Source organism: Massilioclostridium coli (assembly GCF_900095865.1).
GTDB lineage: Bacteria > Bacillota > Clostridia > Oscillospirales > Ruminococcaceae > Massilioclostridium > Massilioclostridium facile.
In genome coordinates, this window is the sequence record NZ_FMIZ01000005.1 from 170,703 (window position 1) to 197,250 (window position 26,548).

24 protein-coding genes, 1 other RNA gene and 1 pseudogene are annotated in these 26,548 nt (G+C 38.0%); 14 read left to right on the forward strand and 12 right to left on the reverse strand.

Going from position 1 to position 26,548, the window contains the following annotated elements:
* Nucleotides 1–39: 39 nt before the first annotated feature.
* The gene (locus BQ2683_RS01315; protein WP_069986926.1) at nucleotides 40–708 is read left to right on the forward strand and encodes a Crp/Fnr family transcriptional regulator; all 669 of its coding nucleotides are present in this window, start codon (nucleotides 40–42) and stop codon (nucleotides 706–708) included.
* A gap of 230 nt (nucleotides 709–938) precedes the next feature.
* Here the strand turns inward: BQ2683_RS01315 and trxA are convergent, their stop codons facing one another.
* Together trxA and eno are read right to left on the reverse strand one after the other, a co-directional pair.
* The gene (gene trxA, locus BQ2683_RS01320; protein WP_069986927.1) at nucleotides 939–1,247 is read right to left on the reverse strand and encodes a thioredoxin; all 309 of its coding nucleotides are present in this window, start codon (nucleotides 1,245–1,247) and stop codon (nucleotides 939–941) included.
* Between the two features lie 81 nt (nucleotides 1,248–1,328).
* The gene (gene eno, locus BQ2683_RS01325) at nucleotides 1,329–2,603 is read right to left on the reverse strand and encodes a phosphopyruvate hydratase (protein ID WP_069986928.1); all 1,275 of its coding nucleotides are present in this window, start codon (nucleotides 2,601–2,603) and stop codon (nucleotides 1,329–1,331) included.
* Between the two features lie 187 nt (nucleotides 2,604–2,790).
* Here eno and BQ2683_RS01330 point away from each other — a divergent pair, with 187 nt between their 5' ends.
* Both BQ2683_RS01330 and BQ2683_RS01335 read left to right on the forward strand, forming a co-directional pair.
* Entirely contained in the window at nucleotides 2,791–3,057 is a 267-nt protein-coding gene (locus tag BQ2683_RS01330; protein ID WP_069986929.1) for a hypothetical protein, read from the forward strand.
* Nucleotides 3,058–3,060: 3 nt separating this feature from the next.
* Nucleotides 3,061–3,924 carry a delta-lactam-biosynthetic de-N-acetylase gene (locus BQ2683_RS01335; RefSeq protein ID WP_069986930.1) on the forward strand — a complete coding sequence of 288 codons (864 nt, stop codon included), beginning with the start codon at nucleotides 3,061–3,063 and terminating at the stop codon, nucleotides 3,922–3,924.
* A gap of 126 nt (nucleotides 3,925–4,050) precedes the next feature.
* Here BQ2683_RS01335 and BQ2683_RS01340 read toward each other — a convergent pair whose 3' ends face one another.
* Together BQ2683_RS01340 and BQ2683_RS01345 are read right to left on the reverse strand one after the other, a co-directional pair.
* Complete coding sequence (locus tag BQ2683_RS01340) at nucleotides 4,051–4,761, reverse strand: hypothetical protein (protein WP_069986931.1); 711 nt, start codon at nucleotides 4,759–4,761, stop codon at nucleotides 4,051–4,053.
* Between the two features lie 116 nt (nucleotides 4,762–4,877).
* A complete protein-coding gene (locus BQ2683_RS01345) occupies nucleotides 4,878–5,705 on the reverse strand; it encodes an Mrp/NBP35 family ATP-binding protein (protein WP_069986932.1) in 828 nt (275 codons plus the stop codon).
* Nucleotides 5,706–5,923: 218 nt separating this feature from the next.
* Between BQ2683_RS01345 and BQ2683_RS01350 the strand changes: the two genes are divergently transcribed.
* A complete protein-coding gene (locus BQ2683_RS01350) occupies nucleotides 5,924–7,849 on the forward strand; it encodes an ABC-F family ATP-binding cassette domain-containing protein (RefSeq protein ID WP_069986933.1) in 1,926 nt (641 codons plus the stop codon).
* Nucleotides 7,850–7,873: 24 nt separating this feature from the next.
* Nucleotides 7,874–8,767: a bactofilin family protein gene (locus tag BQ2683_RS01355; RefSeq protein WP_069986934.1), complete on the forward strand. Its 894-nt coding sequence runs from the start codon at nucleotides 7,874–7,876 to the stop codon at nucleotides 8,765–8,767.
* Nucleotides 8,768–9,040: 273 nt separating this feature from the next.
* Here BQ2683_RS01355 and BQ2683_RS01360 read toward each other — a convergent pair whose 3' ends face one another.
* The 3 genes from BQ2683_RS01360 to BQ2683_RS01370 are packed head-to-tail and all read right to left on the reverse strand — an operon-like array spanning nucleotide 9,041 to nucleotide 12,435.
* On the reverse strand, nucleotides 9,041–10,192 hold the full coding sequence (locus BQ2683_RS01360) for an iron-containing alcohol dehydrogenase (RefSeq protein WP_069986935.1): 1,152 nt from the start codon (nucleotides 10,190–10,192) through the stop codon (nucleotides 9,041–9,043).
* Between the two features lie 20 nt (nucleotides 10,193–10,212).
* Nucleotides 10,213–11,229: a tryptophan--tRNA ligase gene (gene trpS / locus BQ2683_RS01365; protein WP_069986936.1), complete on the reverse strand. Its 1,017-nt coding sequence runs from the start codon at nucleotides 11,227–11,229 to the stop codon at nucleotides 10,213–10,215.
* 24 nt (nucleotides 11,230–11,253) lie between these two features.
* Nucleotides 11,254–12,435: an aminotransferase-like domain-containing protein gene (locus tag BQ2683_RS01370; protein ID WP_069986937.1), complete on the reverse strand. Its 1,182-nt coding sequence runs from the start codon at nucleotides 12,433–12,435 to the stop codon at nucleotides 11,254–11,256.
* A gap of 361 nt (nucleotides 12,436–12,796) precedes the next feature.
* On the opposite strand from BQ2683_RS01370, the gene BQ2683_RS01375 reads away from it, so the two are divergent.
* The 6 genes and pseudogenes from BQ2683_RS01375 to BQ2683_RS01400 all read left to right on the forward strand — a co-directional run bounded on the left by BQ2683_RS01375 (nucleotide 12,797) and on the right by BQ2683_RS01400 (nucleotide 17,705).
* The gene (locus tag BQ2683_RS01375; protein ID WP_069986938.1) at nucleotides 12,797–14,092 is read left to right on the forward strand and encodes a hypothetical protein; all 1,296 of its coding nucleotides are present in this window, start codon (nucleotides 12,797–12,799) and stop codon (nucleotides 14,090–14,092) included.
* Nucleotides 14,079–14,744: a DUF6320 domain-containing protein gene (locus BQ2683_RS01380; RefSeq protein ID WP_069986939.1), complete on the forward strand. Its 666-nt coding sequence runs from the start codon at nucleotides 14,079–14,081 to the stop codon at nucleotides 14,742–14,744. The genes BQ2683_RS01375 and BQ2683_RS01380 overlap by 14 nt, the downstream gene beginning before the upstream one ends.
* Before the next feature lie 13 nt (nucleotides 14,745–14,757).
* On the forward strand, nucleotides 14,758–15,813 hold the full coding sequence (locus BQ2683_RS01385; RefSeq protein ID WP_069986940.1) for an FkbM family methyltransferase: 1,056 nt from the start codon (nucleotides 14,758–14,760) through the stop codon (nucleotides 15,811–15,813).
* Between the two features lie 8 nt (nucleotides 15,814–15,821).
* Nucleotides 15,822–16,070, forward strand: coding sequence for a hypothetical protein (locus BQ2683_RS01390; RefSeq protein WP_069986941.1), 249 nt, complete (start codon nucleotides 15,822–15,824; stop codon nucleotides 16,068–16,070).
* Nucleotides 16,071–16,355: 285 nt separating this feature from the next.
* A pseudogene (locus BQ2683_RS01395) lies at nucleotides 16,356–17,084 on the forward strand (class I SAM-dependent methyltransferase).
* Between the two features lie 9 nt (nucleotides 17,085–17,093).
* Complete coding sequence (locus BQ2683_RS01400; RefSeq protein WP_069986943.1) at nucleotides 17,094–17,705, forward strand: pentapeptide repeat-containing protein; 612 nt, start codon at nucleotides 17,094–17,096, stop codon at nucleotides 17,703–17,705.
* A gap of 72 nt (nucleotides 17,706–17,777) precedes the next feature.
* Here BQ2683_RS01400 and rnpB read toward each other — a convergent pair.
* The 3 genes from rnpB to BQ2683_RS01410 all read right to left on the reverse strand — a co-directional run bounded on the left by rnpB (nucleotide 17,778) and on the right by BQ2683_RS01410 (nucleotide 18,665).
* An RNA gene (gene rnpB, locus BQ2683_RS01405) (RNase P RNA component class A) lies at nucleotides 17,778–18,109 on the reverse strand.
* A gap of 42 nt (nucleotides 18,110–18,151) precedes the next feature.
* Complete coding sequence (locus BQ2683_RS12795) at nucleotides 18,152–18,388, reverse strand: pro-sigmaK processing inhibitor BofA family protein (RefSeq protein WP_083256321.1); 237 nt, start codon at nucleotides 18,386–18,388, stop codon at nucleotides 18,152–18,154.
* Nucleotides 18,312–18,665, reverse strand: coding sequence for a DUF2508 family protein (locus tag BQ2683_RS01410; protein WP_069986944.1), 354 nt, complete (start codon nucleotides 18,663–18,665; stop codon nucleotides 18,312–18,314). The genes BQ2683_RS12795 and BQ2683_RS01410 overlap by 77 nt, the downstream gene beginning before the upstream one ends.
* A gap of 205 nt (nucleotides 18,666–18,870) precedes the next feature.
* Here BQ2683_RS01410 and BQ2683_RS01415 point away from each other — a divergent pair, with 205 nt between their 5' ends.
* Nucleotides 18,871–19,596, forward strand: a complete 726-nt coding sequence (locus BQ2683_RS01415) for a rhomboid family intramembrane serine protease (RefSeq protein WP_069986945.1) — start codon at nucleotides 18,871–18,873, stop codon at nucleotides 19,594–19,596.
* 119 nt (nucleotides 19,597–19,715) lie between these two features.
* A complete protein-coding gene (locus BQ2683_RS01420; protein ID WP_069987140.1) occupies nucleotides 19,716–19,991 on the forward strand; it encodes a Nif11-like leader peptide family natural product precursor in 276 nt (91 codons plus the stop codon).
* Nucleotides 19,992–20,688: 697 nt separating this feature from the next.
* On the opposite strand, the gene BQ2683_RS01425 is transcribed toward BQ2683_RS01420, so the two are convergent.
* Together BQ2683_RS01425 and BQ2683_RS01430 are read right to left on the reverse strand one after the other, a co-directional pair.
* Nucleotides 20,689–22,209, reverse strand: a complete 1,521-nt coding sequence (locus BQ2683_RS01425) for a sugar transferase (RefSeq protein ID WP_069986946.1) — start codon at nucleotides 22,207–22,209, stop codon at nucleotides 20,689–20,691.
* Nucleotides 22,210–22,227: 18 nt separating this feature from the next.
* Nucleotides 22,228–23,628: a lipopolysaccharide biosynthesis protein gene (locus BQ2683_RS01430; RefSeq protein ID WP_069986947.1), complete on the reverse strand. Its 1,401-nt coding sequence runs from the start codon at nucleotides 23,626–23,628 to the stop codon at nucleotides 22,228–22,230.
* Between the two features lie 392 nt (nucleotides 23,629–24,020).
* Between BQ2683_RS01430 and BQ2683_RS01435 the strand changes: the two genes are divergently transcribed.
* The gene (locus BQ2683_RS01435) at nucleotides 24,021–26,546 is read left to right on the forward strand and encodes a YfhO family protein (protein ID WP_069986948.1); all 2,526 of its coding nucleotides are present in this window, start codon (nucleotides 24,021–24,023) and stop codon (nucleotides 26,544–26,546) included.
* The last annotated feature ends 2 nt before the right edge of the window (nucleotides 26,547–26,548 follow it).

A 26,548-nucleotide genomic window follows, 5' to 3' on the forward strand; every position in this document is an offset into this window, starting at 1 on the left:
AGTGGTACAATACAACCAAAAAGTTGGGAGGGAAAATAGATGGAAAAAATTGAATTTTTACAAAAAAATCTTTCTTTTTGGAACCGGCTAACTAAGACAGAACAACATCTGTTGGAACAAAATGCAATCGAAAAGTCTTTTTGTAAAGGGGAAGTTTTACATAATAGTTCAGAAGGTTGTTTGGGAATGGTACTAGTAAAAAGCGGACAGATTAGGGCATATCTGTTATCGGAAGATGGAAGAGAAATTACATTGATGCGGCTTTTTCAAGGGGATATCTGTGTTTTATCCGCTTCTTGTATTTTGGATGCGATTACCTTTGAAGTTTCGATTGATGCGGAAGAAGATAGCCAGGTTGTTATCCTTCCCTCTAATTTAATGCACCAGTTGATGGAACAAAATATTTATGTAGAAAATTTTACCTATCAGTTAATTGCAGCAAGTTTTTCGGATGTTATGTGGACGATGCAGCAAATTCTATTTATGAGTTTTGATAAACGCCTAGCTATTTTTTTACTGGATGAGGTGGCAAAAAACCATTCAGATGCTTTAAAAATTACCCATGAGCAGATTGCAAAGTACATGGGAAGCGCACGGGAAGTTGTTTCCCGCATGTTAAAATATTTTGAAGGGGAAGGAATTGTGGCACTTTCCCGAGGAGGAATTCAAGTATTGGATAAGAAAAAATTAAAAGGACTATTGAACTGATTCGATTTCTCCAATTTTTGAAGAATCCTATTGGACTTCTACTCAGAAAAGCATCCAATTATAGACCAACAAGAGGTTTCGGTATACAAACAAAAAATCCAGGCAAATTATTTGCCTGGATTTTTTGTTGAACGGATTTGTGCCGAACGATAACAACCGCCATATGGTAAACTACATATATTGTTTTGGATATTCTCCATGATTAAGTCAAAAATTTTATTGTATAGGTATTATCCTAACATTTCTAAAATAGCGGTTTTTGGTTGGACGCCGACAGAAGTGGATTGTTTCTGTCCATCTTTGAATACCATGAGGGTTGGGATACTCATGACCTGGAAAGATTGTGCCAATTCCATTTGTTCATCAATATTAATTTTACCTACTTTTACTTGTGGATTTTCTGCAGCAATTTCATCAATAACTGGCGAAAGCATTTTACATGGCATACACCAATCAGCCCAAAAATCCAATAATACTGGGCGGTCGGATTGTAATACCTCTTGTTCAAAATTTTCTTTTGTAATATGCAATACTGACATTTGTCAGGACTCCTTTCTGTTTGATCTGGTTTCAGTATACTCTATGTTTGTTATTTATTCTGTAACCAAGTCACACAAGGACTATTTTTTAAATAGTTGGGAGCCAGGATAGTAAGCATTGCAGCCAAGATAGGATTCAATTTTTAACAGCCTATTGTATTTCGCAACCCGTTCGGTACGGGAAGGGGCACCTGTTTTAATCTGGCCTGCGTTGGTGGCAACTGCTAAATCCGCGATGGTTGTATCCTCTGTTTCCCCGCTACGATGGGAAATAACAGCATGATATCCATTTTCCTGTGCCAGACGGATAGCGTCCAATGTTTCACTTAGGGTACCAATTTGATTTACCTTAATGAGGATTGCATTTCCTGCTTGTTGGGAAATCCCTTGCTGCAACCGTTTTGGATTTGTAACAAACAGGTCATCCCCCACAATCTGTACCCCTTTTAAACTGCGGGTAATTTGGGTGAATCCATCAAAGTCTACTTCAGATAATGGGTCCTCAATAGAAACAATTGGATATTGCTGGCACAATTTTTCAAAATAGGAAATTAACGACTCAGTTGTGTGAACCTGGTTCTTTTTGGGCAATACATAGCAATTTTCTTGATACCATTCACTGGAAGCCGCATCCAAAGCAATGCAAATATCTGACCCTGGTTTATAGCCACATTGTTCCGTTGCCTGTAAAATCAATTGGATTGCCTGTTCATCTTCTTCTAGGTTTGGGGCATACCCTCCTTCATCTCCAACGGAGGTGGAAAGTCCTTTTTCCTTTAAAATAGAGCCGAGTTTGTGGAAGATTTCCACACACATTTGTAAGCCGCGGGAAAAGCTATCCGCACCTACTGGCATAATCATAAATTCCTGAATATCAATATTGTTTGCCGCATGAGCTCCACCGTTTAAAATATTCATCATGGGTACAGGGAGTTCCATTGCACGAACCCCACCTAAATAACGGTATAATGGTAATTCACAAAAATTAGCGGCTGCTTTTGCGTTGGCAAGGGAAACTGCCAAAATTGCGTTTGCCCCTAAACTGCTTTTGTTTTCTGTACCATCTAATTCACGCATGGCATCATCAATGTTTTTTTGGTTTAAGCAATTTTTCCCTTTTAACGTTGCTGCAATGTGTAGATTAATGTTTTCCACAGCCTGTAGTGTACCTTTTCCGCCATACCGCTGTGGATTATTGTCCCGCAGTTCATGGGCTTCATAAATACCAGTAGATGCACCGGAGGGAACACTGGCGGTTCCCACTTTTCCATTTTCCAAAACCACAGTTGCTTCTACCGTTGGATTTCCTCTGGAATCAATAATCTCTCTACCAAAAACCGATTTAATCGTTGACATAATAAACGGCTCCTTTTTTCTTAATTTTAGTTTTAGTATGGGCTGTTTAAGCAATTTTTATCATAGAGTATTCAAAAATCCAGAATATTCCAATTGTTTTTTGGAAAATCCTTGGCATACTAGTAAAGCAAATCAAAGTAATGAACCCCACAATTGCGGGGGATTTTTAAATGGAGATGAAGATCTTATGAAAAAAATATTAGTAACATTGATGGTTTCTTTCTTATGTTTAGTAATGTTATCCGGATGTTCTGGAGATAAGGACAAAGATAACTCATCCAAAAATTCTTCTGCGTCCAGCAGTTTATCCAGTACTGTTTCCGATTTGGAATCCAAAGGTTCTGATGTTGCTAGCGATATAAAAGACACGACAAGCAAAGTAGTAAGTGATGGAAAAGAAGCTGTTAGCAGTATGATGGACCATAGTAGTACCAATGAAAGTTCTAAAGGATAAATGATGAAAAATTATAAAAAAATAGCAATCCAACTGGTAGCAGTTGGATTGGCTAGTACCATATTAACTGGCTGTGGTACAAAAGGAAAAGATAGCTCATCCCAAACATCCTCTAAAGTACCATTGCCGTCAACCAGTTCTTCCCCTGTTATCAATGCAGTTTCCCCTACTTTCGGTAATTTAGATACGAAAAAACAAGGTTGGGGCCAGGGAGTACAGTTTGACGAACAAAATATACCCATTTCCTGTACAACATTTCAAGAAAAATACGGAAAATATAATGCTGTTTTTGTCAAACAGAATTGTGAAAATCAGATTTTCCTTACCTTTGATGAAGGATATGAAAATGGATATACCTCCAAAATCCTGGATGTTTTAAAGGAAAAACAGGTTCCTGCAGTATTTTTTGTTACCTATGATTATGCCAGCAAAAATCCGGATTTGATTCAACGAATGATTGACGAAGGGCATATTGTGGGGAACCATAGTTATAGCCACCCATCTATGCCAGAAATTAGTGTAGAAAAACAGCAAGAAGAAATTACAAAACTCCATGATTATATTAAACAGGAATTTTCCTATACCATGACGCTGTTCCGTCCTCCAAAAGGGGAATTTTCGGAACAAAGCCTTGCAGTGGCAAAAGAGTTAGGATATGAAACTGTGTTTTGGAGTTTTGCCTATTCAGATTGGAATGTGGATAAGCAGCCGGACCCATCAGAAGCTTTGAAAAAAACAGTAGACCGTGCCCATAATGGAGCGGTTTACCTATTGCATGCAGTGAGCAAGACCAATACTGAGATTTTAGGCAATATGATTGACCAACTTCAACAGGAAGGGTACAGCTTCCAACCAATGGCAGAATAATATAAAAACACCTGGATTTTTTAAATAAGATCCAGGTGTTTTTATATTTCAAAATAATTACTGTGGATTAGTTTAAATGTTAGAAAAAGAACACCAATCCAACAATGACTTTCCATTATTTCGCGATTAATTTCTACATAATTGAACCAATTTAGGGATGAATATCATGGCACATACTCCTATCAGGACTATTGCAATTACTACTTTGACATAAAAGAAAGATTTTTGTTCGACAGTTGCATCGTAGATTATTGTTTCCGTTCCGTCCAAATTTACCCTGACCAATTGATTTTTATCTACAAATAGCATGCGGTCCAAAATTTTTGAGGAATTTTGGAGCCGGTAGGTTATTCCATTGGATATTTTCGTGTGGTTCCCTAAGTACTCATAGTAATAACGGCGGGTGTTATCATCGTCTGTGAGTAGATAATTCATATCAACCAATTCCCCTTGCAGAGTGATTTCAGCCATAACGGTAGATATACCAAAAATTAAAATCAAATTATCTTCCTTCCAATCAACTTGAACATCTGTATTACTATCAATATAAATAATAGATTGAAATTCATAGTTTGGGTTGTAAATAGAAATTGAGCTGGGCTCACCAAAGCTGCTAATTGCTACCCATCCATTTTCTGAAACAGCAAACCAATCAGGGATAGGATGTTTTTCCGGCTGTTCCGTTGTGATATGTAAATCGGTATTATTCCAGATAGTTTGTTGTTTGTCAGGACGAATCGTACTTGTTTTGATATTGTTTGGAAAAGCAAATGCTATTGATGGAAACACAAAGAACATACAACAGAATAAAAGTAAAGCAATTCTGATCCGTTTCATATTATCTTCCCCTACTCAATCAAATGGTATTTATAATTTATGGAGTATAAGTTTTACAATATATAAAATACCTCCTGTTATAGAAAATAGAATAACAAGAGGTAATTGTAACATTATTATTTTGTTTTTTCTTCCAGTTTATCCACAGCGGGTTCAATATAACTACTGTCAAATCCTTCAATAGCACCATTGTCACATGCTTTCGCAAATTCTGGGTTGATTGGCAGTTTTGCTAAAACATCTAGGTCAAAATCCTTCGCAATTTCATCAATGTGGCTTTCCCCAAAAATAGAGATTGTCTTACCACAATCTGGGCATTGGAAATAGCTGTAGTTTTCGATGATACCTAAAATTGGAATATTCATCATATTTGCCATATTTACTGCTTTGGCAACAATCATAGAAACCAATTCTTGTGGTGAGGTGACAACGATAATACCGTCCAATGGGATGGACTGGAACACGGTCAATGGTACATCACCAGTTCCTGGAGGCATGTCCACAAACATATAGTCTACATTTTCCCAAAGCACATTCTGCCAGAACTGTTGTACGGTGCCAGCAATGACAGGTCCTCTCCATACAACCGGCATACGTTCATCATCTAATAGCAGATTAACAGAAACGACGTCGATCCCCGTATCGGTTTTAACAGGGTAAAGGGTATCTTGGGTTCCTTGGATTCTTTCGTTTAAGCCAAATAATTTTGGAATGGAAGGGCCAGTAATATCCGCATCTAAAACAGCAGTGTGGTAACCCCTTCTATTAAAAGCGCAAGCCATCATTGCTGTTACCAGGGATTTTCCAACTCCGCCTTTACCGCTGACAACCCCAATTACTTTTTGGATGCTGCTGCCTTCATGAGGTTTTTTTAACAGGCTTTCTTGGGTTCTGGAGCTACAGTCTTTTCCACAGCTACTGCAATCATGTGTACATTCGCTCATTACTTCATCTCCTCATTTTATCCACCATCCAATGATAGGATGGTTCTTTTTATACTCTTTTAAAATTATAATCCGAATCGATGTTATTTGTCAATCTATAAGCATATTAAAATAAAATTTACAATTATTCCGGTTAAAAGCTTGACGCTGTATGCTATAATGATGATATGTTTGTATTATTTGTAATCCAAACTATTTTATGTTAAAGGAAACAGAACATGCTGGTTTCAATTGAATCAATTGATAAATTTTATTTAGGCAATCCAGTATTACAACAGGTTAGCGCCACAATTGAAGATCATGACAGGATTGGTCTGATTGGCGCCAACGGTGCCGGTAAATCAACTTTGCTTCGGCTGATTTGTGACCTGGAATCTCCTGATGCTGGAGAAATTGCCCGTTCTGCAAAAGTGACAATTGGTTTTTTGCAGCAAAACAGTGGGTTGGAATCCAATAATACCATTTTGGAAGAGATGAAATCGGTATTTTCCGATTTGTTAAAAATTCAAAGCCAAATGAAGCAGATAGAAGTAAGATTGGCGGATGAATCCTTAAAATCCAATCCAGAGGAATACCAACGTTTAACGCAGGAATATGCCCATCAACAAACCTATTTTGAGCAACGGGATGGGTATTTAATGGAAGTAAAAATCAACACTATTTTAAACGGGATGGGCTTTGGTGATAAGCCAAAGGAGACCTTGATCCAAACATTAAGCGGCGGTGAAAAAACCCGTTTGGCTATGGCAAAATTGTTATTGGAACAGCCGGATTTGTTGATTTTGGACGAACCAACCAACCACTTGGATTTTAAAACCCTGATGTGGCTGGAAGATTATTTGAGAGAATACAAAGGCGCACTTTTGGTAGTATCCCATGACCGCTATTTTTTAGACCAGACGGTTCAGACCATTTGGGAGGTAGAGCAGCATAAGCTTCTTACATTCCGAGGGAACTATTCTAGATATACTGTATTAAAGCAGGAGTATGTGGAGCGCCAGATGAAAGAATACGAAATCCAGCAAAAGCAGATTGCTTCTATGCAGGATTATATTGACCGGAATATGGCAAGGGCTTCCACTTCCAAGATGGCGAAAAGCCGTCAGCATGCTTTAGACCGGATGGAGATTGTGGAGCGTCCAGCCTGTTTGGAAAAACCTCCCCGTATCCAGTTCTTTTATGATAAGGAACCGGTTAAAGATATTTTGGATGTCCAAGATTTGACTTTGATGGTTGGGCGAGGGGAAACACAAAAAACATTAGTGCAACATCTTAATTTACATCTGTTCCGCGGTGAGAAATTCGCGATTATTGGGGAAAATGGAATTGGAAAATCCAGTTTTTTAAAAGCGGTTCAGCATATTATCCCTATTCCAGAAGGAAAAATTCGTTGGGGTACCAATACAAGGATTAGTTATTACCGGCAGGAAATGGACCAGTTAAATCCAAACAATACTGTTTTGGAAGAATTATGGAGCCGTTTTCCACATATGAATGAACAGCAAATCCGTTCGGCTTTGGGCGGTGTGTTACTGACTGGTGAAAATGTTTATAAAAAAGTAGAAGTGATCAGTGGCGGGGAAAAGGCAAAATTGAGCCTTGCCATTATTATGATGGAACGTCCTAATGTATTGGTTATGGACGAACCAACTAACCATTTGGATCTTCGTACCAAAGAGGTGTTGGAGCAGGCATTGGTTTCTTTTTCCGGTACCATTTTAATGGTATCCCATGATAGGTATCTATTAAACAAAGTGCCTTCTAAAATTATAGACATGCGTCGAGATGGTATCCATGTTTATTCAGGGAAATTTGATGATTATCTGGAACAAACTCAAAAAGAACAGCAGGCGGCCCAACAGCAAGAACAGGATCAGCCAGTTGTTATAAAAAAAGCCACAAATGGCTATAAGACAAAACAGCAAAAAGCCGCAGAAGCAAAAATGCGTACCCGTTTACGGGAGTTAGAACGGTTAATTGAACAGACTGAACTGGATATCGCCCAGCTTGAGGAAGAGATGACAAAGCCAGATGTTTATGAGAACTATTTGGCAATGAATGAAGCTTGCTCCAAATTAGAGGAGTATAAACAAAACCATTCCAGTTATTTTGAAGAATGGGCTGAATTATCCGAATTGGTATAACTTTTGAAGTAGGAGGCAACTATAATGAAAGATGACAAAGACCTTAAATTTGGTGAAAATGCAGAAGAAGATTTCATGGATTCTATGATGGATTCTTCTACAGAGCCACCAATTCCAGAACTTCCAACTTTATGGAAATGGATTAAAAACAAATTTGGAAAAGAAACCCTGGAAATAGAAGACGAGCCAGAAGAGGCTTTTGACGTTCAAGATAAAATCAAGGAAGTGAAAGAGATGAAAGACCATCACACACACACTTCTACTTCAGAACACAACATGCATACTACTACTGTAGATCATAAACCTGCCAGTCCACTTTCTTCTCCATTTTCTTCCCCAGCAACCGTGATTAACCGGGATACCGTTGTAGAAGGTCCGATTAAATCAAAATCCGATGTAAAAATTAATGGTATTGTCCGGGGACATCTAAACTGTGAGGGGAACATCACAGTAGGTGGCCAAGTATACGGCGATATTTCCGGTGAAGGCAATGTGACTATTAGCGGCCAGGCATATGGCGATATTACTGGACGTGATATTCATATTAATGGCGGTATTATCAAAGGAAACATCACAGCTTCCGGCAACGTTACCTTTGATGGAAAAGCTGTTATTATCGGTAATATCAGTGGTAATGATTGTACCATTGATGGTAAAGTAAAAGGGCAGATTTCTGCGAATGGTTCTGTTACTTTGCAGAACAACGCATTGGTACATGGTAATATCTCTGCGAAAAACTTTAGTGCACAAAATGGTGCTGTTATCAATGGTCATGTTATCATTGTATGTGATACCAAACAGAGCGAATCCGAGATTTTCGCTTTACCTGATGTTCCAAAAGAAGAAGCACCTAAAACTGCAGAGGAAACACCAGTAACAAAGAAATCGGATTCCACTACCACAAACCCACAGCAATAATAGAAAGAATCTGGTTTTAGATATTTAAAATTTTTATTATTAAAGGGCAGTCAGTTATTACTGACTGCCCTTTTTATACTTAATTAATATAAATTTATAGTATAAACAGTGATAAAACCTAATTTTGTCATTGATTTGATAATGGAACTACCACAACTTTTTATTGGCAAAATTTTAAATTTTAATCATCAAATAATGGTTTCGTATTATGCAAATAGTAAAAAATTGTGGATACAAAAACACCGCAATGATGGTATCATTGCGGTGTTTCTTTTATAATGCGGTTTGATAAACTTCCATTGCCAATTCAAAGGATGTTTTTTTAATCCGTTCCACTGCTTTGGACATCTTTTCAAAATCGTTATTGTCAATCCCAATTTGGTGAAGGCGGGTTGGCAATCCTATGGAGGTGAAAAAGTCTTCCAGACGGCGGACACCTTCCAAAATAATCGCCTCCTGGTCATAATATTCCAGATCAACATCCATGACTCGGATAGCAAACTGGACAAACCTGGTTGGATTTTCTTTCCAAACGGTTTTAATCCATGCAGGAAATACAATCGCAAGCCCTTGACCATGTGGAATATCATAAATTGCACTTAATTCATGTTCCAATCCGTGGGACACCCAGCTTTCCTTACGCCCAACGCCTAAAATACCGTTGTGCGCAATACTGCCTGCCCACATAATCTCAGCCCATAAATCGTAATTCTGATAATCTTCCAGTAGTTTTTTTCCATTGTTCATAATGGAACGCAGAACGCCCTCACACATCCGGTCGGTAACATCTACATGGGTAGAAGGGGAAAAATACCGTTCCATAATGTGCGCCATCATATCACAGATACCATTTGCCGCCTGGTTCTTTGGCAGGGTTAAGCACAAATCAGGGCTTAAAATACTTAAAACAGGGCGGACAAGTTCGCTACTACATCCATATTTCCTTCCAGTTTCCATATTGCTCAGCACAGTACTGGCACTGGTTTCACTTCCTGCTGCTGGGATCGTCAAAATAGTAGCTACTGGCAATGCTTTTTGTGGTTTGGCTGGATTTTCTTTGTCATATAGATCCCACACATCCCCTTCATAAGGGACGCCAATCGCAATCCCTTTCGAAGAATCAATGACAGAACCTCCTCCAACTGCCAAAATAAGCTGGACATTTTCCTTCCTTGCCAATTCAATTCCTTGACGGGTCAGTTCTACCCTGGGGTTTGGTTGGACACCGCCCAGTTCCACAAATTCGATACCAGCCCGGTTCAAGCTGGATACCACTTTGTCATATAATCCGCTGCTTTTAATGCTTCCTCCACCATAATGCAACAATATTTTTGTTGCATAAGGCTTTAGATATTCTCCTATGTTTTGATACTCCTCTTTTCCAAAAATGACTTTGGTAGGTAAACAAAGCTGAAACGATTCCATTCTGTTTTCCTCCTACGGAATTATCGAGGTAAGAAACCAACTTTTTTATAAACTTTTTCCAAAGTTCTGCGGGCAAAACGCTCTGCTTGTTCTGCTCCTTTGCGGTACATTTCCTGCAAATATGCTTTATCTTTGGAGTAGCGTTCAAAGTTTTCCCTTACTGGGCGTAGTTCTTCCGCAACCACTTCCCCGACTGCTGTTTTAAAATCTCCATAGCCTTTTCCGGCAAATTCTTGTTCAATTTGCTCATAGTTTTTACCAGTAATAACAGAGTAAATGGTCATCAGGTTATTAATGCCGTCTTTACCTTCCCGGTAAGCGATTTCCATCTCCGAATCGGTCACAGCACGTTTAAATTTTTTCACAATAACACCTGGGTCATCCAAAATTGAGATAAATCCATTGACATTTTCGTCAGATTTTGACATCTTTTTGGTGGGGTCCGCCAAAGACATAATTTTTGCCCCAGCCTTTGGAATATATGGTTCTGGCACTACAAAAGTATTGCCATATAAATTATTAAAACGGTTTGCCACATCCCTGGTTAACTCTAGATGCTGCTTCTGGTCAGCCCCTACCGGGACAAAATCAGGCTTATATAGCAAAATATCTGCGGCCATCAGATCTGGATAGGTAAACAACCCTGCGTTTACATTATCCGCATGTTTGGCACTTTTATCTTTAAATTGAGTCATACGAGAGAGCTCTCCAAACTGGGTATGGCAGGAGAGTACCCAGCCTAATTCTGCATGGGCTGGCACATGGCTTTGGATAAAAGTTAAGCTTTTTTCTGGGTCAATTCCACAAGCCAACAATAAAGCAAAGCATTCCATTGTCTGCTTTTTCAGTTTAGCAGGGTCCTGTCGTACAGTAATGGCATGCAAATCCGCAATAAAATAAATACAGTTGTATTCTTCCTGTAAATTTCCCCAGTTACGGACAGCTCCAATATAGTTGCCCAAGGTAAACACACCGGTTGGCTGGATACCACTAAGCATTACTTTTTTTCGTTCTGGTTTTGGAGTTGTATTTTCCATTGGACTAAATTCCTCCTAATTTTCTTATTTCATCAAATCCCCAAGGATTTTTACACCGGCAATAATTTGTTCGTCAGTAGGTGTAGAGTAGTTCATACGGAATGAGGTAGTTGGAACATCATCACTAGTCATAAATGCATTGCCTGGTACCACCGCAACCTTATGATTTTTCACTGCATCCTGGCAGAACGCCAACATATCTTGATCTTCTGGCAGGGTACACCATAAGAACAATCCTCCCTGTGGAATCGTCCAGGTAACATTTTTACTAAAGTGTTTATCCATTTCAGAAAGCATTAATTCCGCTTTGTGTTTATAAATTTTACGGAGGTTTTCCAAATGACCAACAAAATCACACTCGGTCATAAAGTGGTACGCTACCATTTGTGCCAGAATATTGGTATGTACATCATTTGTCTGTTTTAACACGGTAATTTTTTGGATAATATCCGCATTTGCGCAAACAAAACCAACGCGCAATCCTGGGGACAACACTTTAGAAAAGCTACCACAATAAATCACGATACCATCTTCATCTAATGTTTTGATAGCTGGAACATCTTCTCCTGCAAAGCGCAGATCGCCATATGGGTTATCCTCAATAATACACACCCCATACTGCTTTGCCAGCTGGTACATTTTACGGCGTTTTTCCATACTCATGGTGATACCAGACGGATTCTGAAAATTTGGAATGGTGTAGATTAATTTAGCAGTTGGGTTCGCTTTCAACGCATCTTCCAATTGTTCCATATTCATACCATCTTCATCCATTGGAACGCCAACCAAAGTAGCTTCGCTTGCTTTAAACGCATTTAGAGAACCAACAAAGCTTGGGCTTTCACAGATGATAACATCACCTTTGCTGCAAAAGGATTTTACAGTTAGGTCAATCCCTTGCTGTGCGCCGGATGTAATGATAACACGGTCGGTATCAGCTCCAATATGCAGCCTGTTTTTCAAGTCGTTGGTTACCGCTTCAATTAATTTTGGATAACCTTCGGTAATGCTGTACTGCAATGCCGCAATTGGTTCCTTTGCTAGGATATTCGCAGAAATTGCCTGAACCTTTTCCACTGGAAATGCTTCTGGAGCTGGGTTTCCAGCAGAGAATGGAATAACAGCTGGATCAGAGGAATATTTTAAAATTTCACGGATCACCGATGGCTTTAAATGATCCATTTTTTCGGAAAATTTATAACTCATATTGAACAACCTTTCTAAAACAATATCAATATACCATATTTTTTCATATGCTATCATGGTGATTGTTTTAATTTTATCACAATTTTGTGAAAATGAAAAGCCAAATACAAAGAAAAATACGTAATTATGCTGATGCTAATTTTAAATTTTACGATTCTTTCAAAAATAAGCATAAATTTTTCATCAAATCAGACGAAATTTGCTTGCAACTTCCTTTCTAGAAGGTTACAATAAAAATAGGAAAATATCTTATTCTTATTGAAAAAATAACGTTTAAAATTACGGTTAGCACAGCATCTATAAATATTATTTATTTTTACGTTATATACTTAATAAAAGCTTTTTATTTGGGAGATTTTTTATGAAACAACGTAAACAAGAAAAAGAACACGGATGGTACCGTCTGGACAATGCAGCCAAACTGTTCCCCTCGATTAGCAATACAGAAAACAGCAATGTATTCCGTATGGTCTGTGAGTTAACCGAACCAGTTGACCGTGCTATTCTACAGGTAGCAGCGGAAAAAACTTTAGCTGTATTTCCTTCTTTCCGGGTCAGGCTGCGCCGTGGCCTCTTCTGGAATTTTTTAGAATACAATCCAAATCCATTTAAAATTCATCGGGATATCCATCCTCCCTGCTCCTATTTTAAAGGGATTTCTCAAAGAGGATACTTATTTGAAGTAAGTTATTACAAAAATAAAATTAACCTGGATTTATTCCATGTATTAGCGGACGGAACCGGAGCAATGCAATTTTTGCGGATGTTGGTTTACCATTATCTACAGATTGCCCATGAGCGGGAATTAACCGAAAGTACGATTCCAGACAACTGTCTGGCAACTCCCAGCTCCCGTTCGGAAGACGCTTTCCATAAATATTACCAAAAAAGCAAAAAAGACGCCCCTTTTGAGAAAAAAGCCTACCGTATTACGGGAAGCAAACTAATGCCAGGGGAAATAAAAATCATAACAGGGCATATGCCAGTAAAACAGGTATTACAATTAGCAAAATCCCATCAGGCTACCTTAACTACTTACTTAACAGCAGTTGTGATTTATAGCATTTATGAAAATATGCCGGCAAGGAAAAGAAAACGCCCGGTAAAGGTAAATATTCCGGTTAACCTACGCAATCACTTTCCTTCTGTCACCTCCCGTAACTTTTTTGCTTGCATTGAAACCGGTTATACCTTTGATCAGCAGCAGCCAACTTTTGAACAGGTACTGGAGCAAGTAAACCAACAAGTAAAAGGACAACTGAGTTCGGATAAATTATCCCAACGGATTAATTTTACGGTGGCAACAGAAAAAAATCCTATTGTGCGCTGCCTTCCCTTGGCGCTAAAAGATATTGGTTTAAAAATCGCCTACAAACAAGGGGAAATTGCATATTCTACAGCCCTATCCAATATGGGTAAAGTTTCTATGCCAGAATATCTGCAGCCATACATTAAAAATTTTAATCTAATTATGAGCCCTTCTCCGTTTCAGCCAGTGAAATTTGGAGTTTGTTCTTATGGGGATACCCTCAATTTTACCTATTCCGCCGCAATGGAACCGGTAGATATCCCCCGGCATATTTTCCGTTATTTATCCAAACAAGGGGTAGAGGTTACCATTACAACAAATGAGGTGAAACGTGATGAAACAGTGTAAACAATGTAACATCAATATAGCGGAAAACCTGGATTATTGCCCGCTTTGTGCTTCTTTACTCTCTGGAGATGATACTGGTTGTGTACAGAGCTATCCAAAAACAATTACATTTTTTCGGAAATACAACCTTGTTTTGCGGATTTTAATTTTTCTTTCAATTGTTGCTTCAGTAATCTGCCTAGTGGTAAACTGGCAATTCCCCACTTCTCCTTATTGGTCTTTATTGGTAGTAGGAGGAATTATCTATTGTTGGGCTGCTACCATGATTTCCATCAAAAAAGGGTATAACAGCGGTATGAATATCTGGATTCAAATGCTGGTTTCTTCTGTTTTCGTTCTATTGGTCGATTTGCTGCTTGGATTTCATCGGTGGTCATTGTCCATTGCTATCCCTACCATCTGTATTGTTGGAAATATCGCCATGATTATTATGATGATTATTCGCCATTTTGATTTAAAAGATTTTATTATCTATATTTTGGCTTCCTGCCTATACGGAATGATACCATTGATATTTTTCTTACTTAATTGGGTAGATATCAAATGGATTTGCTTGTCATCCGCTGCTTTTTCCCTGATTGTACTCATTGGTGCGTTTGTATTTGCGGACAGAAAAACAAAACTGGAATTGAAAAAAAGGCTTCATTTATAGTTGTGGAGGTTTTATGTTAGAAAAAATAAAAGAACAAAATGTATGGGATTGTTTACAGCAAACGAATCTTCCTGTTGTGATGTACGGCATGGGGGATGGTGCTTTAAAAATATTCAAGGTGTTCGAGCAATATGGTATCCAAGTGGAAGCTATGTTCGCCAGCGATGAATTTGTACGTGGTCATTCTTTTCAGGGATATCTAGTACAAAAATACAGCGATATCTGCCGTCAGTATCCAGAGTTTCACACTGTAATGGCATTTGCTATCCACGATGACCCCACTTTGAAACGTTTATTCCAGATGAATCAAGAGCATCCCATTGTCGCACCGGATGTACCAGTAGCTGGGGATGGGTTGTTTACACGGGAATACATAGCAGAACACGAAGCGGAATTCGATCAAGTATACGATTTGTTGGCGGACGAAACCTCTAAAAAGACCTATTTGGATATCCTGAATTTTAAGGTTAGTGGAAAAATAGAATACCTCTATCAATGTCGTTCGGAGAAACCAGAGGTCTACACCAATCTATTAAAACCAAATGACCAAGAAATTTTTGTAGATTTAGGCGCCTATGATGGGGATACCATTGCGGAGTTCCTACAATTTGTATCGGATTATCAGCATATTTATGCGCTAGAACCCGATGCAAAAAATTTTAAAAAGCTGGAAAAGAACACCGCTCATTTAGAACGGATTACCCGTTATAATATGGCGGCATGGAACCAAACAGATACCCTGTATTTTAGCAAAAAAGCTGGACGTAATTCTCGTTTATCCAATAAAGGGGTAGAAATTCCAGCAGATTCTGTTGATCACTTAATTCAGCAGCCGGTATCTATTTTAAAAATGGATATTGAGGGAACGGAGTCCAAAGCATTGGAAGGAGCTAAAAAAACTATTCAGCAATACCGGCCAAAACTATATGTGTGCGCTTACCACCGCAATGAGGATTTGTTCGCGTTACCATTGCAGATTATGGATCTCTGTCCAGATTATAAAATCTACCTCAGGCATCATCCTTACATACCTGCCTGGGAGACTAATTTTTACTGCATTCCAAAATAGGAGGATTTATGGAACGTTTGACAGAAAAAACAGAAACAGGCTATATTGTTGCTGACCCAATCCAGGCAGTAAATAAATTAGGCCGTCTGGAAGATATGTATGAAGCACTCTGCGAAGAAAAACAAAAAATTGAACGGGATATGAAACAGCTTTCGGATAGTGGCAAAACCAAAACAGTTACTTACAAGCAATTGTTTGCCAATAAATTAACTGTTATCAATTTACTTTCCCGTTTTGAGGTGTATGGAAACGAATAAATTTTGCACCACAAAAGAACAGAAACGATATCTGGTAGATTCATTTTATTTTTTTATATAAAAAATGTACTGATAAATCGCGATGGTGATTGATATAAATTATAACCTTTTATCTTTCTAATACGGATTGTTTATTAATATGATAGTGATCCTTAGTTCTAACTGACACCATTCTTTACAGTGAAATAAGGAGAACATTTCATAAAAATATAACAATTACTATATTAAAATAACCCTGTAACGTATGAAACTACAGGGCTATTTTTACGAAAAAGGAGATACATCATGAAAGAAAACAAATAGGATGATAATAATTTTTTTCAAAAATATAGTCAGATGAATCGCTCTATCTATGGTTTAGAAGGTGCTGGGGAATGGAGCGAACTGCAAAAATTACTGCCTGATTTTCAGGGTAAACGGGTTTTGGATTTAGGATGTGGATACGGCTGGCATTGCCTTTACGCTGCACAACATGGGGCGGAATTCGTACTTGGAATTGATCTATCGAAAAAAATGCTAGCAGTAGCCAAACAGAAAAATAAATTTCCACAAGTACACTATCAAAATTGTGCAATGGAAGATTTTGAGTTCCCAGCCAATGAATATGATGTCGTGATTAGCTCGTTAGCATTCCACTATATCGAAGATTTTGATGGTATTGTAAATAGTGTTTTCCGCAGTTTAACTAATGGAGGAGTATTTGTTTTTTCGGTAGAACATCCAACCTTTACTGCGTATGGAACACAGGATTGGTACTATGACAAAAGCGGAAAAATTCTCCATTTTCCAGTTAATAACTATTATTATGAGGGAAAACGGGAAGCCGTTTTTTTAGGGGAAAAAGTAACCAAATACCACCGCACACTCACCACATATCTGAATACATTATGGGATCATGGCTTCCAAATCCAACGGGTTGTAGAACCACAGGCACCAGAAAATAGAATGGATCAGCCTGGCATGAAAGAGGAAATGAGGCGGCCAATGATGCTGCTGGTATCTGCAAAAAAATAGGAGGTAGTCATGTTTTCAGAAGAGCATTATACAAATATGGATTTTTCCAATCAAGTCATAGAAGAAATGGAATTAAGTCGAAAAAAGTTTACTCATTGTCGTTTTATAGGAGCTGATTTTTCCGATGTTTCTATTTGTTACCATTGTGAATTTGATAATTGCAATTTTTCATCCGCAATATTGAGTAGTGTCCATTTCAAAAATTGCATCTTTTTGAATTGCAGGTTTCGTTTTGCAAACCTTTTTGCAGTTAATTTTGATGGATGTAAAATGATTGGGTCCAGCTTAATGGATACGGATTGTAGTTTAGTATCTATTACAGATGGAGATTGGTCGTACACTGAAATGCGTTTTTTAGAGTTTGATAAACAAATGATAGAAAGGGTTAATTTTACTGGCTCAGATTTTACAGGGACGAGTTTTATCCGGTGTATCCTATCAGAATGTAATTTTACAGATATCATTACTCATAATCTAAGCTTTCGTCATTCAGATATCAGGACATCTCATCTTGGGCTTGATCAAAATTCATTGCTCTCGATTGATTTTCAAAACACAAAGGTGGATTTACAACAATGTATTCTATTGGCAGAAGCTATTGGAGCAACATACTCCCCTTAAAGAATACATATAAAAAGAGGTATCCAACTGGATACCTCTTTTTTCACCATATCATGGTTTGGGGTTCTAGAAAACGCGACCAGACCTATAAGCCGAGTTCTGTTTTTGTGACAATCTATCTTGGTACTATATTGCTATAGCACTCCAGCCATCCGTCGGGAGCGTCGAGCCAACGATAGCCTCCCAGTCGATGTTGCATCGGATAGGGTTTACATGGCAGCAGGGTTCCCCCTGCTCCGGTGAGCTCTTACCTCGCCTTTCCATCCTTACCGGATTGCTCCGGCGGTATCTTTCTGTTGCACTTTCCCTAGAGTCGCCTCCGCCTGCCGTTAGCAGGTACCCTGCTCTGTGATGCTCGGACTTTCCTCACCGTAATTGTACAGCGCTGCCACACAGTCTGCTCGCATTTAACAGTATACCTGAAATAAAGGATAGTGTCAAATTGTTTAAAAGATCTGGTTAAAGATTGCCACCGTAGCCACGCCCGGAATCCCTAATATCGCTGAGATTGCCAATGTAGCATAATTAATTGCCAATACTCCTGAGGTAACCCCATTTACCACAAATAGCGCGGCAATGCCAGAGATACTTCCCAATAAAAACGACCTAACAGGTTTTTTCCTGTGTTTGTAGTAAAATACCATAATGATTGCCAACAGGCTGAGTACGATCCAAACAACCATTTTGTTTAACCTCCTCTTTTACGTCCACATACTCATTATAACGGAGGCCTTGTGCTTTGGCTTGTTTGACCAAATAGTTATATTTTACTTCTAATGACTCAATCTGAAAAATACAGGCATCAATTAAATCCAGATTTACCAAGCAGTCAAAATGGTTTTGGGCAGCCAACAATTGCAGTTTGGTATCCCTGATTTCCTCCAGCAATGGCGGGGTAGTTTCCTGATCTTTACCGACCAATTTGTATAGTTTCGCTCTGATAGATTGAATAAACTCCATTATGATCAACTCCGTTAACATCAATTTATGCAGATAGTATGGGCAAATAGTACAATCGTATACAGTTATTTCCAAACAAAAATAAAATATTGGCGCTTTTCACGATTTTACCCGTTCCAATATGGTTGTTTTCGACTATACGGTGTGATATAATAAACAACATAACTTGCTCGTTACGATTATTTTGATGGGAGGGGCCACCTTTATGAAAATATTAGATAAAATGGAACGGAAGTTTGGAAGGTTTGGAATTCCAAACCTTATGTTGTATCTTGTCATTGGAAATTTATTGGTATATATTTTTGATATTTTCTTTGTTCTAAAGGCAGGTACTACTTTTAGCCAATACCTTTATTTTTCTCCTGCCCTGGTTATGCAGGGGCAAATTTGGAGGATTATTACCTTTGTTTTTGTTCCGCCTAATTCCTCTTTGGTGTTTATTGCGTTTACTCTATATTTTTACTATTTTATTGGAGTTAGCCTAGAACGGGAATGGGGTAGTTTTCGGTTTACCGTTTATTATTTAACTGGTATGGTTGCCACAATTATTGGAGGATTTATCTCTTATTTCCTTCCAGTTGGTGGAGGAATTTCCGATATTATGGCTGTTTTATCCATGTCAACGATATCAGCTACCTATTTAAATCTCTCTTTGTTCTTTGCGTTTGCCACACTGTATCCAGACCATAAATTGCTATTATTCTTTTTTATTCCAATCAAAGTAAAATACCTGGCATTTGCGGATGCTGTAATTTTCCTGTATTCTTTGATTGTATACCCTTGGCCAGTAAAAATTAGTATTATTATGGCAATCTTAAACTATTTATTATTCTTTGGACCGGATTTTATCCGTACCCTCAAATTAAAAGCCCAAGTACGCAAAAACCGGAAAAATTTTCAGCAAAAAATGGATAATACCTGGAATCGATAATCATAAAAATAGATGGCGGACTCTATTTGCGGTTGGATATTGAAAAACCACCAGAAAATAACAGAAAAATTCCAATTGTCCGGTTATCAATGATAAGCAAGGGTAAAGGAGGCCTACAAATGGATGAAATACTATGCCGTCTGTTAGAAGATGCTCTGCACCATCCCGAATTAAAACAGAAATTGCTGCAAACGGAACAGGCAGATGATCCAATGGATGCCTTTTGTCAGCTGGCAACACAATTGGGGTATCCCATTAACATCGGCGATTTATTTGCTATGGGACAAGATTATCACGATAATCTGATGAAAAGCGTCAATGGTGGCGGAGTAGAAACACCGGACGGATGGGATGACGCATACGAACAATTTTTTGCTGCATTGCATACAAAATAGCAAAAACAGGCATGGTGAGTTACCATGCCTGTTTTTTTATTGTAGCTTTAGCGAGGAACTCTCCGCTATGCGGGTGAGATTCAAGCTTAACCAAAGGAATATCTTTTCTGGTATAACGGTGATTGTTCCATTCTTCTCTTTTAGGGATGATCGTAACTATAGCTTTTACTTCAGTTACTAGAGCAATAAACTGTGAATGAAAGTATCTAAAATAAATAAAACTTTATTAAAAGGGGAATTATGCGTTTACGAACGATCAAATAATCAATCTGTGGTGATTTGTTGGCATTTCTCGTGAGACCTTTTTTATTTTCTTCCAAGTTTTTATCCATGCCATTTGTTATCCAATGATTTTGACCGTATTTTTGTATGGCACAATCTCTAATTTTACGAAAGGCCAACAAAAAATGCTTTTGATACAAATCCAAAATATTCTATGATAAGAGAAACATGAAAGGTTTATAATAAAAAATTCCTTTTTGGTGTGTTTGCTATCTGACAACAACAAAACACCAAAAAGGAGAATATAAATCGATAAATCATCATATTGGAACAACAAAGAATGACCTATCTTTATGTTCAAATACAATTGCAGATTAAATATAATTCTTTTAAAATCACATTGTTTTACCTGTTAATACCAAAACAAAAGGGAATCTCATAGAGAGTACAACCTTTATAAGCATATAGATAATAGTTATTTTGGTTTGTCGGATGGTTTGGTTGCCCCCTTATCAATTTCCTCTAAAATAGTATTGATATCATCATCCTGCTGTGTAACGCCTTCTGTGCTGTCTTTCTTTAAAAAGACTATCATGGTTTGTAAAATCAGCTTAATATCCAACCAAATTGAATATTGGGCAATATACTCCAAATCCAGCGCCAATTTATCTTTTGGCGTTGTATTGTATTTACTCATAATCTGAGCTAATCCAGTTAAGCCGGCTTTTACTTTCAAACGGTACCGGAACTCTGGCAGCTCTTTTTCATATTCTTTCGCAATTACTAAACGTTCTGGACGAGGCCCCACAACACTCATATCTCCTTTTAGAATATTGAATAGCTGTGGCAGTTCATCTAAACGGAATCGGCGCAATATTTTTCCTACTGGAGTGATGCGGTCATCATTTTCAGTCGATAACATAGCACCCGTGTTTTTCTCCGCATCTACAATCATGGAACGGAATTTAAGTACATTAAATTCTCTGCCGCCTTTGGTCAAACGTGCTTGTTTATAAAAGACAGGACCTCGGTCATAAATTTTAATAGCCAAAGCGGAAATAATCATAAACGGGCTGCTAAGGAGGATCATAATCACAGCGAAAATAATATCGCAAATCCGCTTGATAATCATCTGCTCAAAACTCATACTTTGTTTTGTAGAAGCAAACATAGCGGTATCATCCACTACTACATGGCTGGCATGATTTAAAATAATATCCGAAACATCCGGCAATATATAGATATTCTTATTATGCGCATAACAGTATTCCACCTGACGGGTGCGTTCATTTTTGGGAACATCTAAAAAGAAAATAGTGCTATGCCCTAACAGTGCCCCTTTGATATCCGGATCATCGTATTTGATCAGCCGGTTAATCCTCCACTGTTTTTTATACTTTTGGATTTTTGGAATCACGGTCGGCAGCAAACTTTCATCCTGATATACAATCAAAGATTTTTGAGGATGGTTGATTTTGAAGTAAACAAAATTTCCAAAATAGGAAAAGATATAAAGCAACAATACCTGTAGCACAAATACGATAACCAATAACCCCAATCCCGGCAATACACGGGTGGTAAAATAGTACTGTAGGAAGTATTTCATCGGAATATCCTGCAAAGGCGGAATAACAGATAAATTCAAGTGGTTGTCCGCAAAATTATGGATTTGTGTAGTACTCAATCCCATAATATACATTTCCAGAAAGGTAATGATATCTGCCATTAAAGTTGCCAACAGCATAGAGTTGACAATTTCTTTACTTTTCTTCTCACCAACTGAAAATCCACCATAAATACGGATAAATAACAGAATGGCTACCACAAAAGTTCCATATGATATGATGGATGTACGGTTAAACACACGTAATTCCGGTATCAAATAAGAATATACTCCAAAAAAAGCTACAAATAAACTGACAAGCATAATTGTCTTAATAGCAAATAAAACGGTATTTTCACAGCGCCGTATTATATATTTGAGTTTGCGATTCACTCAATTACACCTCCCAGTTTAAGAACGAACTTTTTTCAAGATCATCTTTACAAAATCTTTGATGATACCACGTAATACAATGATACAATAAACCGCAACTACTACGGCAAAAATAACATTCATTAAAATAGAACCTTTAAAGAAAACCAACGAAGCAAGGGCAAACATCAATCCATAGTGGACTAAATAACCCATCTGATAGTTTAACTTTACAACATCCCGCAGGTTGATTGTACGCATAATCACAACCGCTAAAAAGCAGAGGATAGTGGCCAAAGGTGCGGCTTGGAACCCAATAATCGGAATCGTCCCAAACATCACGACTACAGTAATAATAGCACCTACTACAGTGGATGTAAGTTGAGATTTCATCCGTTGTTCCGCACACATCACAGAACCCAGGAAGTTGGCAAGAGAATCCATAAACGCTCCCAAATATGCTAACGGGATAATCGCCAACCCCGCCTGGGAACCATTTCGAACAAAGATGGGAAATACAATCCTAGTAACTGGTACCAGGAAAAGCAAACCACAGGATACAAATAGCAAAAAGTTTTTCAACATCAAGTTATATTTTTTTGCTCTGTCCGCATCATGGCTCATAGAGAAGGTCATTTCCTGCCAAGCAAGATTGAACACCATTACCACCAATTGTATAATAGATGTAAATTTATTCGCCCAGTAAAATACACCAGTTGCTGCCAATCCCATCATAATCGTAATAATCTGAGTATTGGCACGGTTGGTAATCCAATATGCGCCCTGGTTCAAACTATAGGGGAAACAATATCTTGCCATTGTTTTTACGACAGACCAATCCAAATCGCGCAAACGGACTTTTTTCAAGGTGCGCGCAAAGAACTCCATAAATAAAGCTGGAACAAAATAGGAAAGTGCCGCTGCCAAAATCAGTGCGGCAGAACCCCAATGGAATACTAACACTAAAATCAGGTTAGTAGAAAAGGAAACGATACTGCCTAAAATGCCGGAGCAAACATACAGTTTGTTGTACCCCAATCCACGCACCGTAAAGGCAACATTCTGATGCAGCATATAGGCAACACAAAAGAAATAAACAAAACCAGCTTCCCGTATTGGCGCAAAGAAATTGACTATAATAAAGCCAACTGTAAATATTACAAGTGAGATAATCTCAATAGTATAACCAGCGGTAATGACTTTACGCTTCATCCTCCGGCTGTCATAATCCTTATCCAACAAATATCGGAGGATGCCGGACCAAGCGGAGATAAACAGCATAATAACAACAATATTGACCAATGCCTCTACTGTTGCAAAATAGCCAGAATCTTCATTGCTTACATGTTGGGTGATAAAAGGCATCACCAAAAACGACATCAATCGGCTTGCTGTATTTCCAATAAAATACAATCCAAAGGTCTTTAAAAATCTACCCATGTAATAACCTCAATCAAATCTTATAGTTTTAACGTTCTCGACATGATATTACATCTTATCATTATAGCAAACTATTCCAAAAAAGTCTATGGTATCCTGGTTTGTTCAACTTGTTTCTTTATTTTTCGGAAATGTCCCGAAAAAAACAATAGAAAAGCATTTCAATTTAGACAAATCTATGTATCTATCTTACAACAAATATGGTATAATAATTTGGTAATTACAGGATTTTCACTGGAAAGCATCGGTAAGGTTTTTTATTTTTATAGCAACACAAATAGAAAAAACGGATTGTACACCAATCATAATAGAAGGATGTCATAAGATTGTGATAGAAAAATGATTAAAACAAGAATATCTATTTACTTTATTTTTTAATTAGGAGGTTTTTCATGCTAACAAAAGTCCAGCGGTGGTTTTCCCCCACCCGATCAGAGTCAAAAAACTGCATTAAAGTTTTTTTGCTGGCTGCTTTGATAACTACTATTATTTTTCTGCCTTTTATCATTTGTGACAAAGGATTATTTATCTTTTATGGGGATTATAATGTACAGCAGATTCCATTTTATCAATACGCCCATGACGCAATTCGCTCTGGAGAAGTAGGTTGGAGTTGGTACACCGACCTTGGCTCCAATTTTGTAGGTTCCTATGGGTTTTATTTACTGGGTAGCCCTTTCTTTTGGCTGACAATCCCCTTTCCATCCTCATGGGTCCCCTATTTAATGGCACCATTATTTATTTTAAAATTTTCTATTGCAGCTACTACATCCTACGCGTTTATCCGGAGGTTTACCAAAACCCCGCATATGGCGATTATTGGTGCCATGATGTACGCGTTTTCCAGCTTTTCCATTTACAATATTTTCTTTAACCATTTTCATGAAGTCATTGCATTTTTCCCATTACTGTTAATCGGTTTGGAAGAACTGGTGATGAATAACAGAAAAGGCCTTTTTGCTATGGCTGTCGCATTGAATGTATTTACAAACTATTTCTTCTTTGCGGGGCAAGTTGCCTTTTTGGTTCTGTATTTCTTTTTGCGCTGTTTATGTTTAGATTTCCGCATAAACCTGAAAAAATTCGGCTTACTGGCAGCGGAATCCATTATTGGCGTTTTAATCGCCCTTGTCCTGTTTCTACCATGTATCTGTTCTTTGATGGGAAATCCCAGAACAGATAATATGTTAACTGGGTTTAACATGCTGTTTTATTATAATCCACAGCGCTATGGATTGATTTTACAAAGTATGTTCTTCCCTGCGGATATGCCAGCTCGCGCCAACTTCTTTCCGGATTCCAACGCCAAATGGTGCTCAGTTGCGGCTTGGTTACCACTGTTCAGTATGGCGGGTGTCCTCACGTTTTTAAGGGAAAAAAGAAAACATTGGCTAAAAACATTGATTATTGTTTTAGTTATTATGTCATTGGTACCAATCCTGAACAGCGCTTTCTTTGCGTTTAACTCTTCCTATTATGCCCGCTGGTTCTACATGATGGTGCTAATGATGTCCCTTGCAACCGTCATTGTACTGGAAAATAAAAAAATGGATATTAGCTTTGGTATTAAAACGACATTTATTATTACCTGCCTATTTGCTGTCATTGGTATTATCCCTACTACAGAAGATGGAAAAACCACCTATTTTTCAGCGCCAGGATATCCAACTATATTCTGGATTAATGTTTTGATCGCAATCCTCTGTATTGTCATCGCAGCGTTTATCCTACAAAAATACCGAAAATCCAAAACAAGACTTTACCGTTCTTCTTTGATAGCGCTTTGCGCCATTATTATAGTAAATGGAGTGGTACAGGTTTCCTGGGGAAAAATGCAGAATGTAGATTATGTTTACCGCAATGTAGTAGACCGTGGATTGAACGCGGAATTTCAATTGGATGACAGTGAATTTTACCGGATTGATGTTTATGATGGAATGGATAACTGGCCTATGTATTGGAGGATGCCAACTATACAGGCATTCCAAAGCGTTGTACCAGCATCCATTATGGAATTCTATCCAGCGGTTGGAGTAGACCGTGATGTTGCTTCCCGTCCAGAACCAAAGTATTACGGGTTAAGGGAACTGCTCTCGGTAAAATATATTTTCGCAGAAAATAATGCCGACAACAAAAAAACCAACCTAGATTTACCTCCTAACTGCGTCCTCTATGACAACCAAAATGGTTTTGACATCTATGAAAATAAAAACTTTATCCCCATGGGATTCACTTACGATTCTTATATTACTCAAGAGCAGTTTGACGATTCTTTTGAAGATACTCGTGACCGCCTATTGGTAAATTCAATCCTATTAGATGAAGAACAAATCCAAAAATACAGTGATTTATTGGAACACTATATTGGAGATACCAATATTTCTGATGAGGAGCTCACAGATATCTGTGAGGACCGTCGACGGTATACCTGTGATACCTTTGAAATCAGTGGAAACGGTTTTGACGCCACCATTACATTGAAGGAAGAAAATCTGGTATTTTTCTCCGTCCCTTATGATAAAGGATGGACAGCCACTGTAAATGGAGAACCCGTTGAGATTGAGAAAGTAAATGTTGGTTTTATGGCGGTAAAATGTGCCTCTGGGGAAAATACAATTGAGTTCCATTATTCTACCCCTGGACTAAAACTTGGATTTATCGGTACCATTGTTGGGGTAGCTTTATTCCTATTGTACCTGCTATTGTGTAAAAAACTAGAAAAACGCAATCCAAAAGAATTTGCTTATAATCCTAAAGGACATCTGGAAGAACTGAAAAATGATTCTTTACAGCCAACCCGTACGGAAATTTACCAGGAATATGAGCTTAACCATCCAAATATCCTTATACGGCAGGTATCTTCATCTGAAAAAGATACGGGTCTGTCAGATCAAGATGATCCAATAGATAAAACCTAAAC

Bases quoted from the DNA above. Each gene is read 5' to 3' on its own strand.
- BQ2683_RS01315 (WP_069986926.1), top strand. From the start codon at position 40: ATGGAAAAAATTGAATTTTTACAAAAAAATCTTTCTTTTTGGAACCGG.
- trxA (WP_069986927.1), bottom strand. From the start codon at position 1,247: ATGTCAGTATTGCATATTACAAAAGAAAATTTTGAACAAGAGGTATTA.
- eno (WP_069986928.1), bottom strand. From the start codon at position 2,603: ATGTCAACGATTAAATCGGTTTTTGGTAGAGAGATTATTGATTCCAGA.
- BQ2683_RS01330 (WP_069986929.1), top strand. From the start codon at position 2,791: ATGAAAAAAATATTAGTAACATTGATGGTTTCTTTCTTATGTTTAGTA.
- BQ2683_RS01335 (WP_069986930.1), top strand. From the start codon at position 3,061: ATGAAAAATTATAAAAAAATAGCAATCCAACTGGTAGCAGTTGGATTG.
- BQ2683_RS01340 (WP_069986931.1), bottom strand. From the start codon at position 4,761: ATGAAACGGATCAGAATTGCTTTACTTTTATTCTGTTGTATGTTCTTT.
- BQ2683_RS01345 (WP_069986932.1), bottom strand. From the start codon at position 5,705: ATGAGCGAATGTACACATGATTGCAGTAGCTGTGGAAAAGACTGTAGC.
- BQ2683_RS01350 (WP_069986933.1), top strand. From the start codon at position 5,924: ATGCTGGTTTCAATTGAATCAATTGATAAATTTTATTTAGGCAATCCA.
- BQ2683_RS01355 (WP_069986934.1), top strand. From the start codon at position 7,874: ATGAAAGATGACAAAGACCTTAAATTTGGTGAAAATGCAGAAGAAGAT.
- BQ2683_RS01360 (WP_069986935.1), bottom strand. From the start codon at position 10,192: ATGGAATCGTTTCAGCTTTGTTTACCTACCAAAGTCATTTTTGGAAAA.
- trpS (WP_069986936.1), bottom strand. From the start codon at position 11,229: ATGGAAAATACAACTCCAAAACCAGAACGAAAAAAAGTAATGCTTAGT.
- BQ2683_RS01370 (WP_069986937.1), bottom strand. From the start codon at position 12,435: ATGAGTTATAAATTTTCCGAAAAAATGGATCATTTAAAGCCATCGGTG.
- BQ2683_RS01375 (WP_069986938.1), top strand. From the start codon at position 12,797: ATGAAACAACGTAAACAAGAAAAAGAACACGGATGGTACCGTCTGGAC.
- BQ2683_RS01380 (WP_069986939.1), top strand. From the start codon at position 14,079: ATGAAACAGTGTAAACAATGTAACATCAATATAGCGGAAAACCTGGAT.
- BQ2683_RS01385 (WP_069986940.1), top strand. From the start codon at position 14,758: ATGTTAGAAAAAATAAAAGAACAAAATGTATGGGATTGTTTACAGCAA.
- BQ2683_RS01390 (WP_069986941.1), top strand. From the start codon at position 15,822: ATGGAACGTTTGACAGAAAAAACAGAAACAGGCTATATTGTTGCTGAC.
- BQ2683_RS01400 (WP_069986943.1), top strand. From the start codon at position 17,094: ATGTTTTCAGAAGAGCATTATACAAATATGGATTTTTCCAATCAAGTC.
- BQ2683_RS12795 (WP_083256321.1), bottom strand. From the start codon at position 18,388: ATGGTTGTTTGGATCGTACTCAGCCTGTTGGCAATCATTATGGTATTT.
- BQ2683_RS01410 (WP_069986944.1), bottom strand. From the start codon at position 18,665: ATGGAGTTTATTCAATCTATCAGAGCGAAACTATACAAATTGGTCGGT.
- BQ2683_RS01415 (WP_069986945.1), top strand. From the start codon at position 18,871: ATGAAAATATTAGATAAAATGGAACGGAAGTTTGGAAGGTTTGGAATT.
- BQ2683_RS01420 (WP_069987140.1), top strand. From the start codon at position 19,716: ATGGATGAAATACTATGCCGTCTGTTAGAAGATGCTCTGCACCATCCC.
- BQ2683_RS01430 (WP_069986947.1), bottom strand. From the start codon at position 23,628: ATGGGTAGATTTTTAAAGACCTTTGGATTGTATTTTATTGGAAATACA.
- BQ2683_RS01435 (WP_069986948.1), top strand. From the start codon at position 24,021: ATGCTAACAAAAGTCCAGCGGTGGTTTTCCCCCACCCGATCAGAGTCA.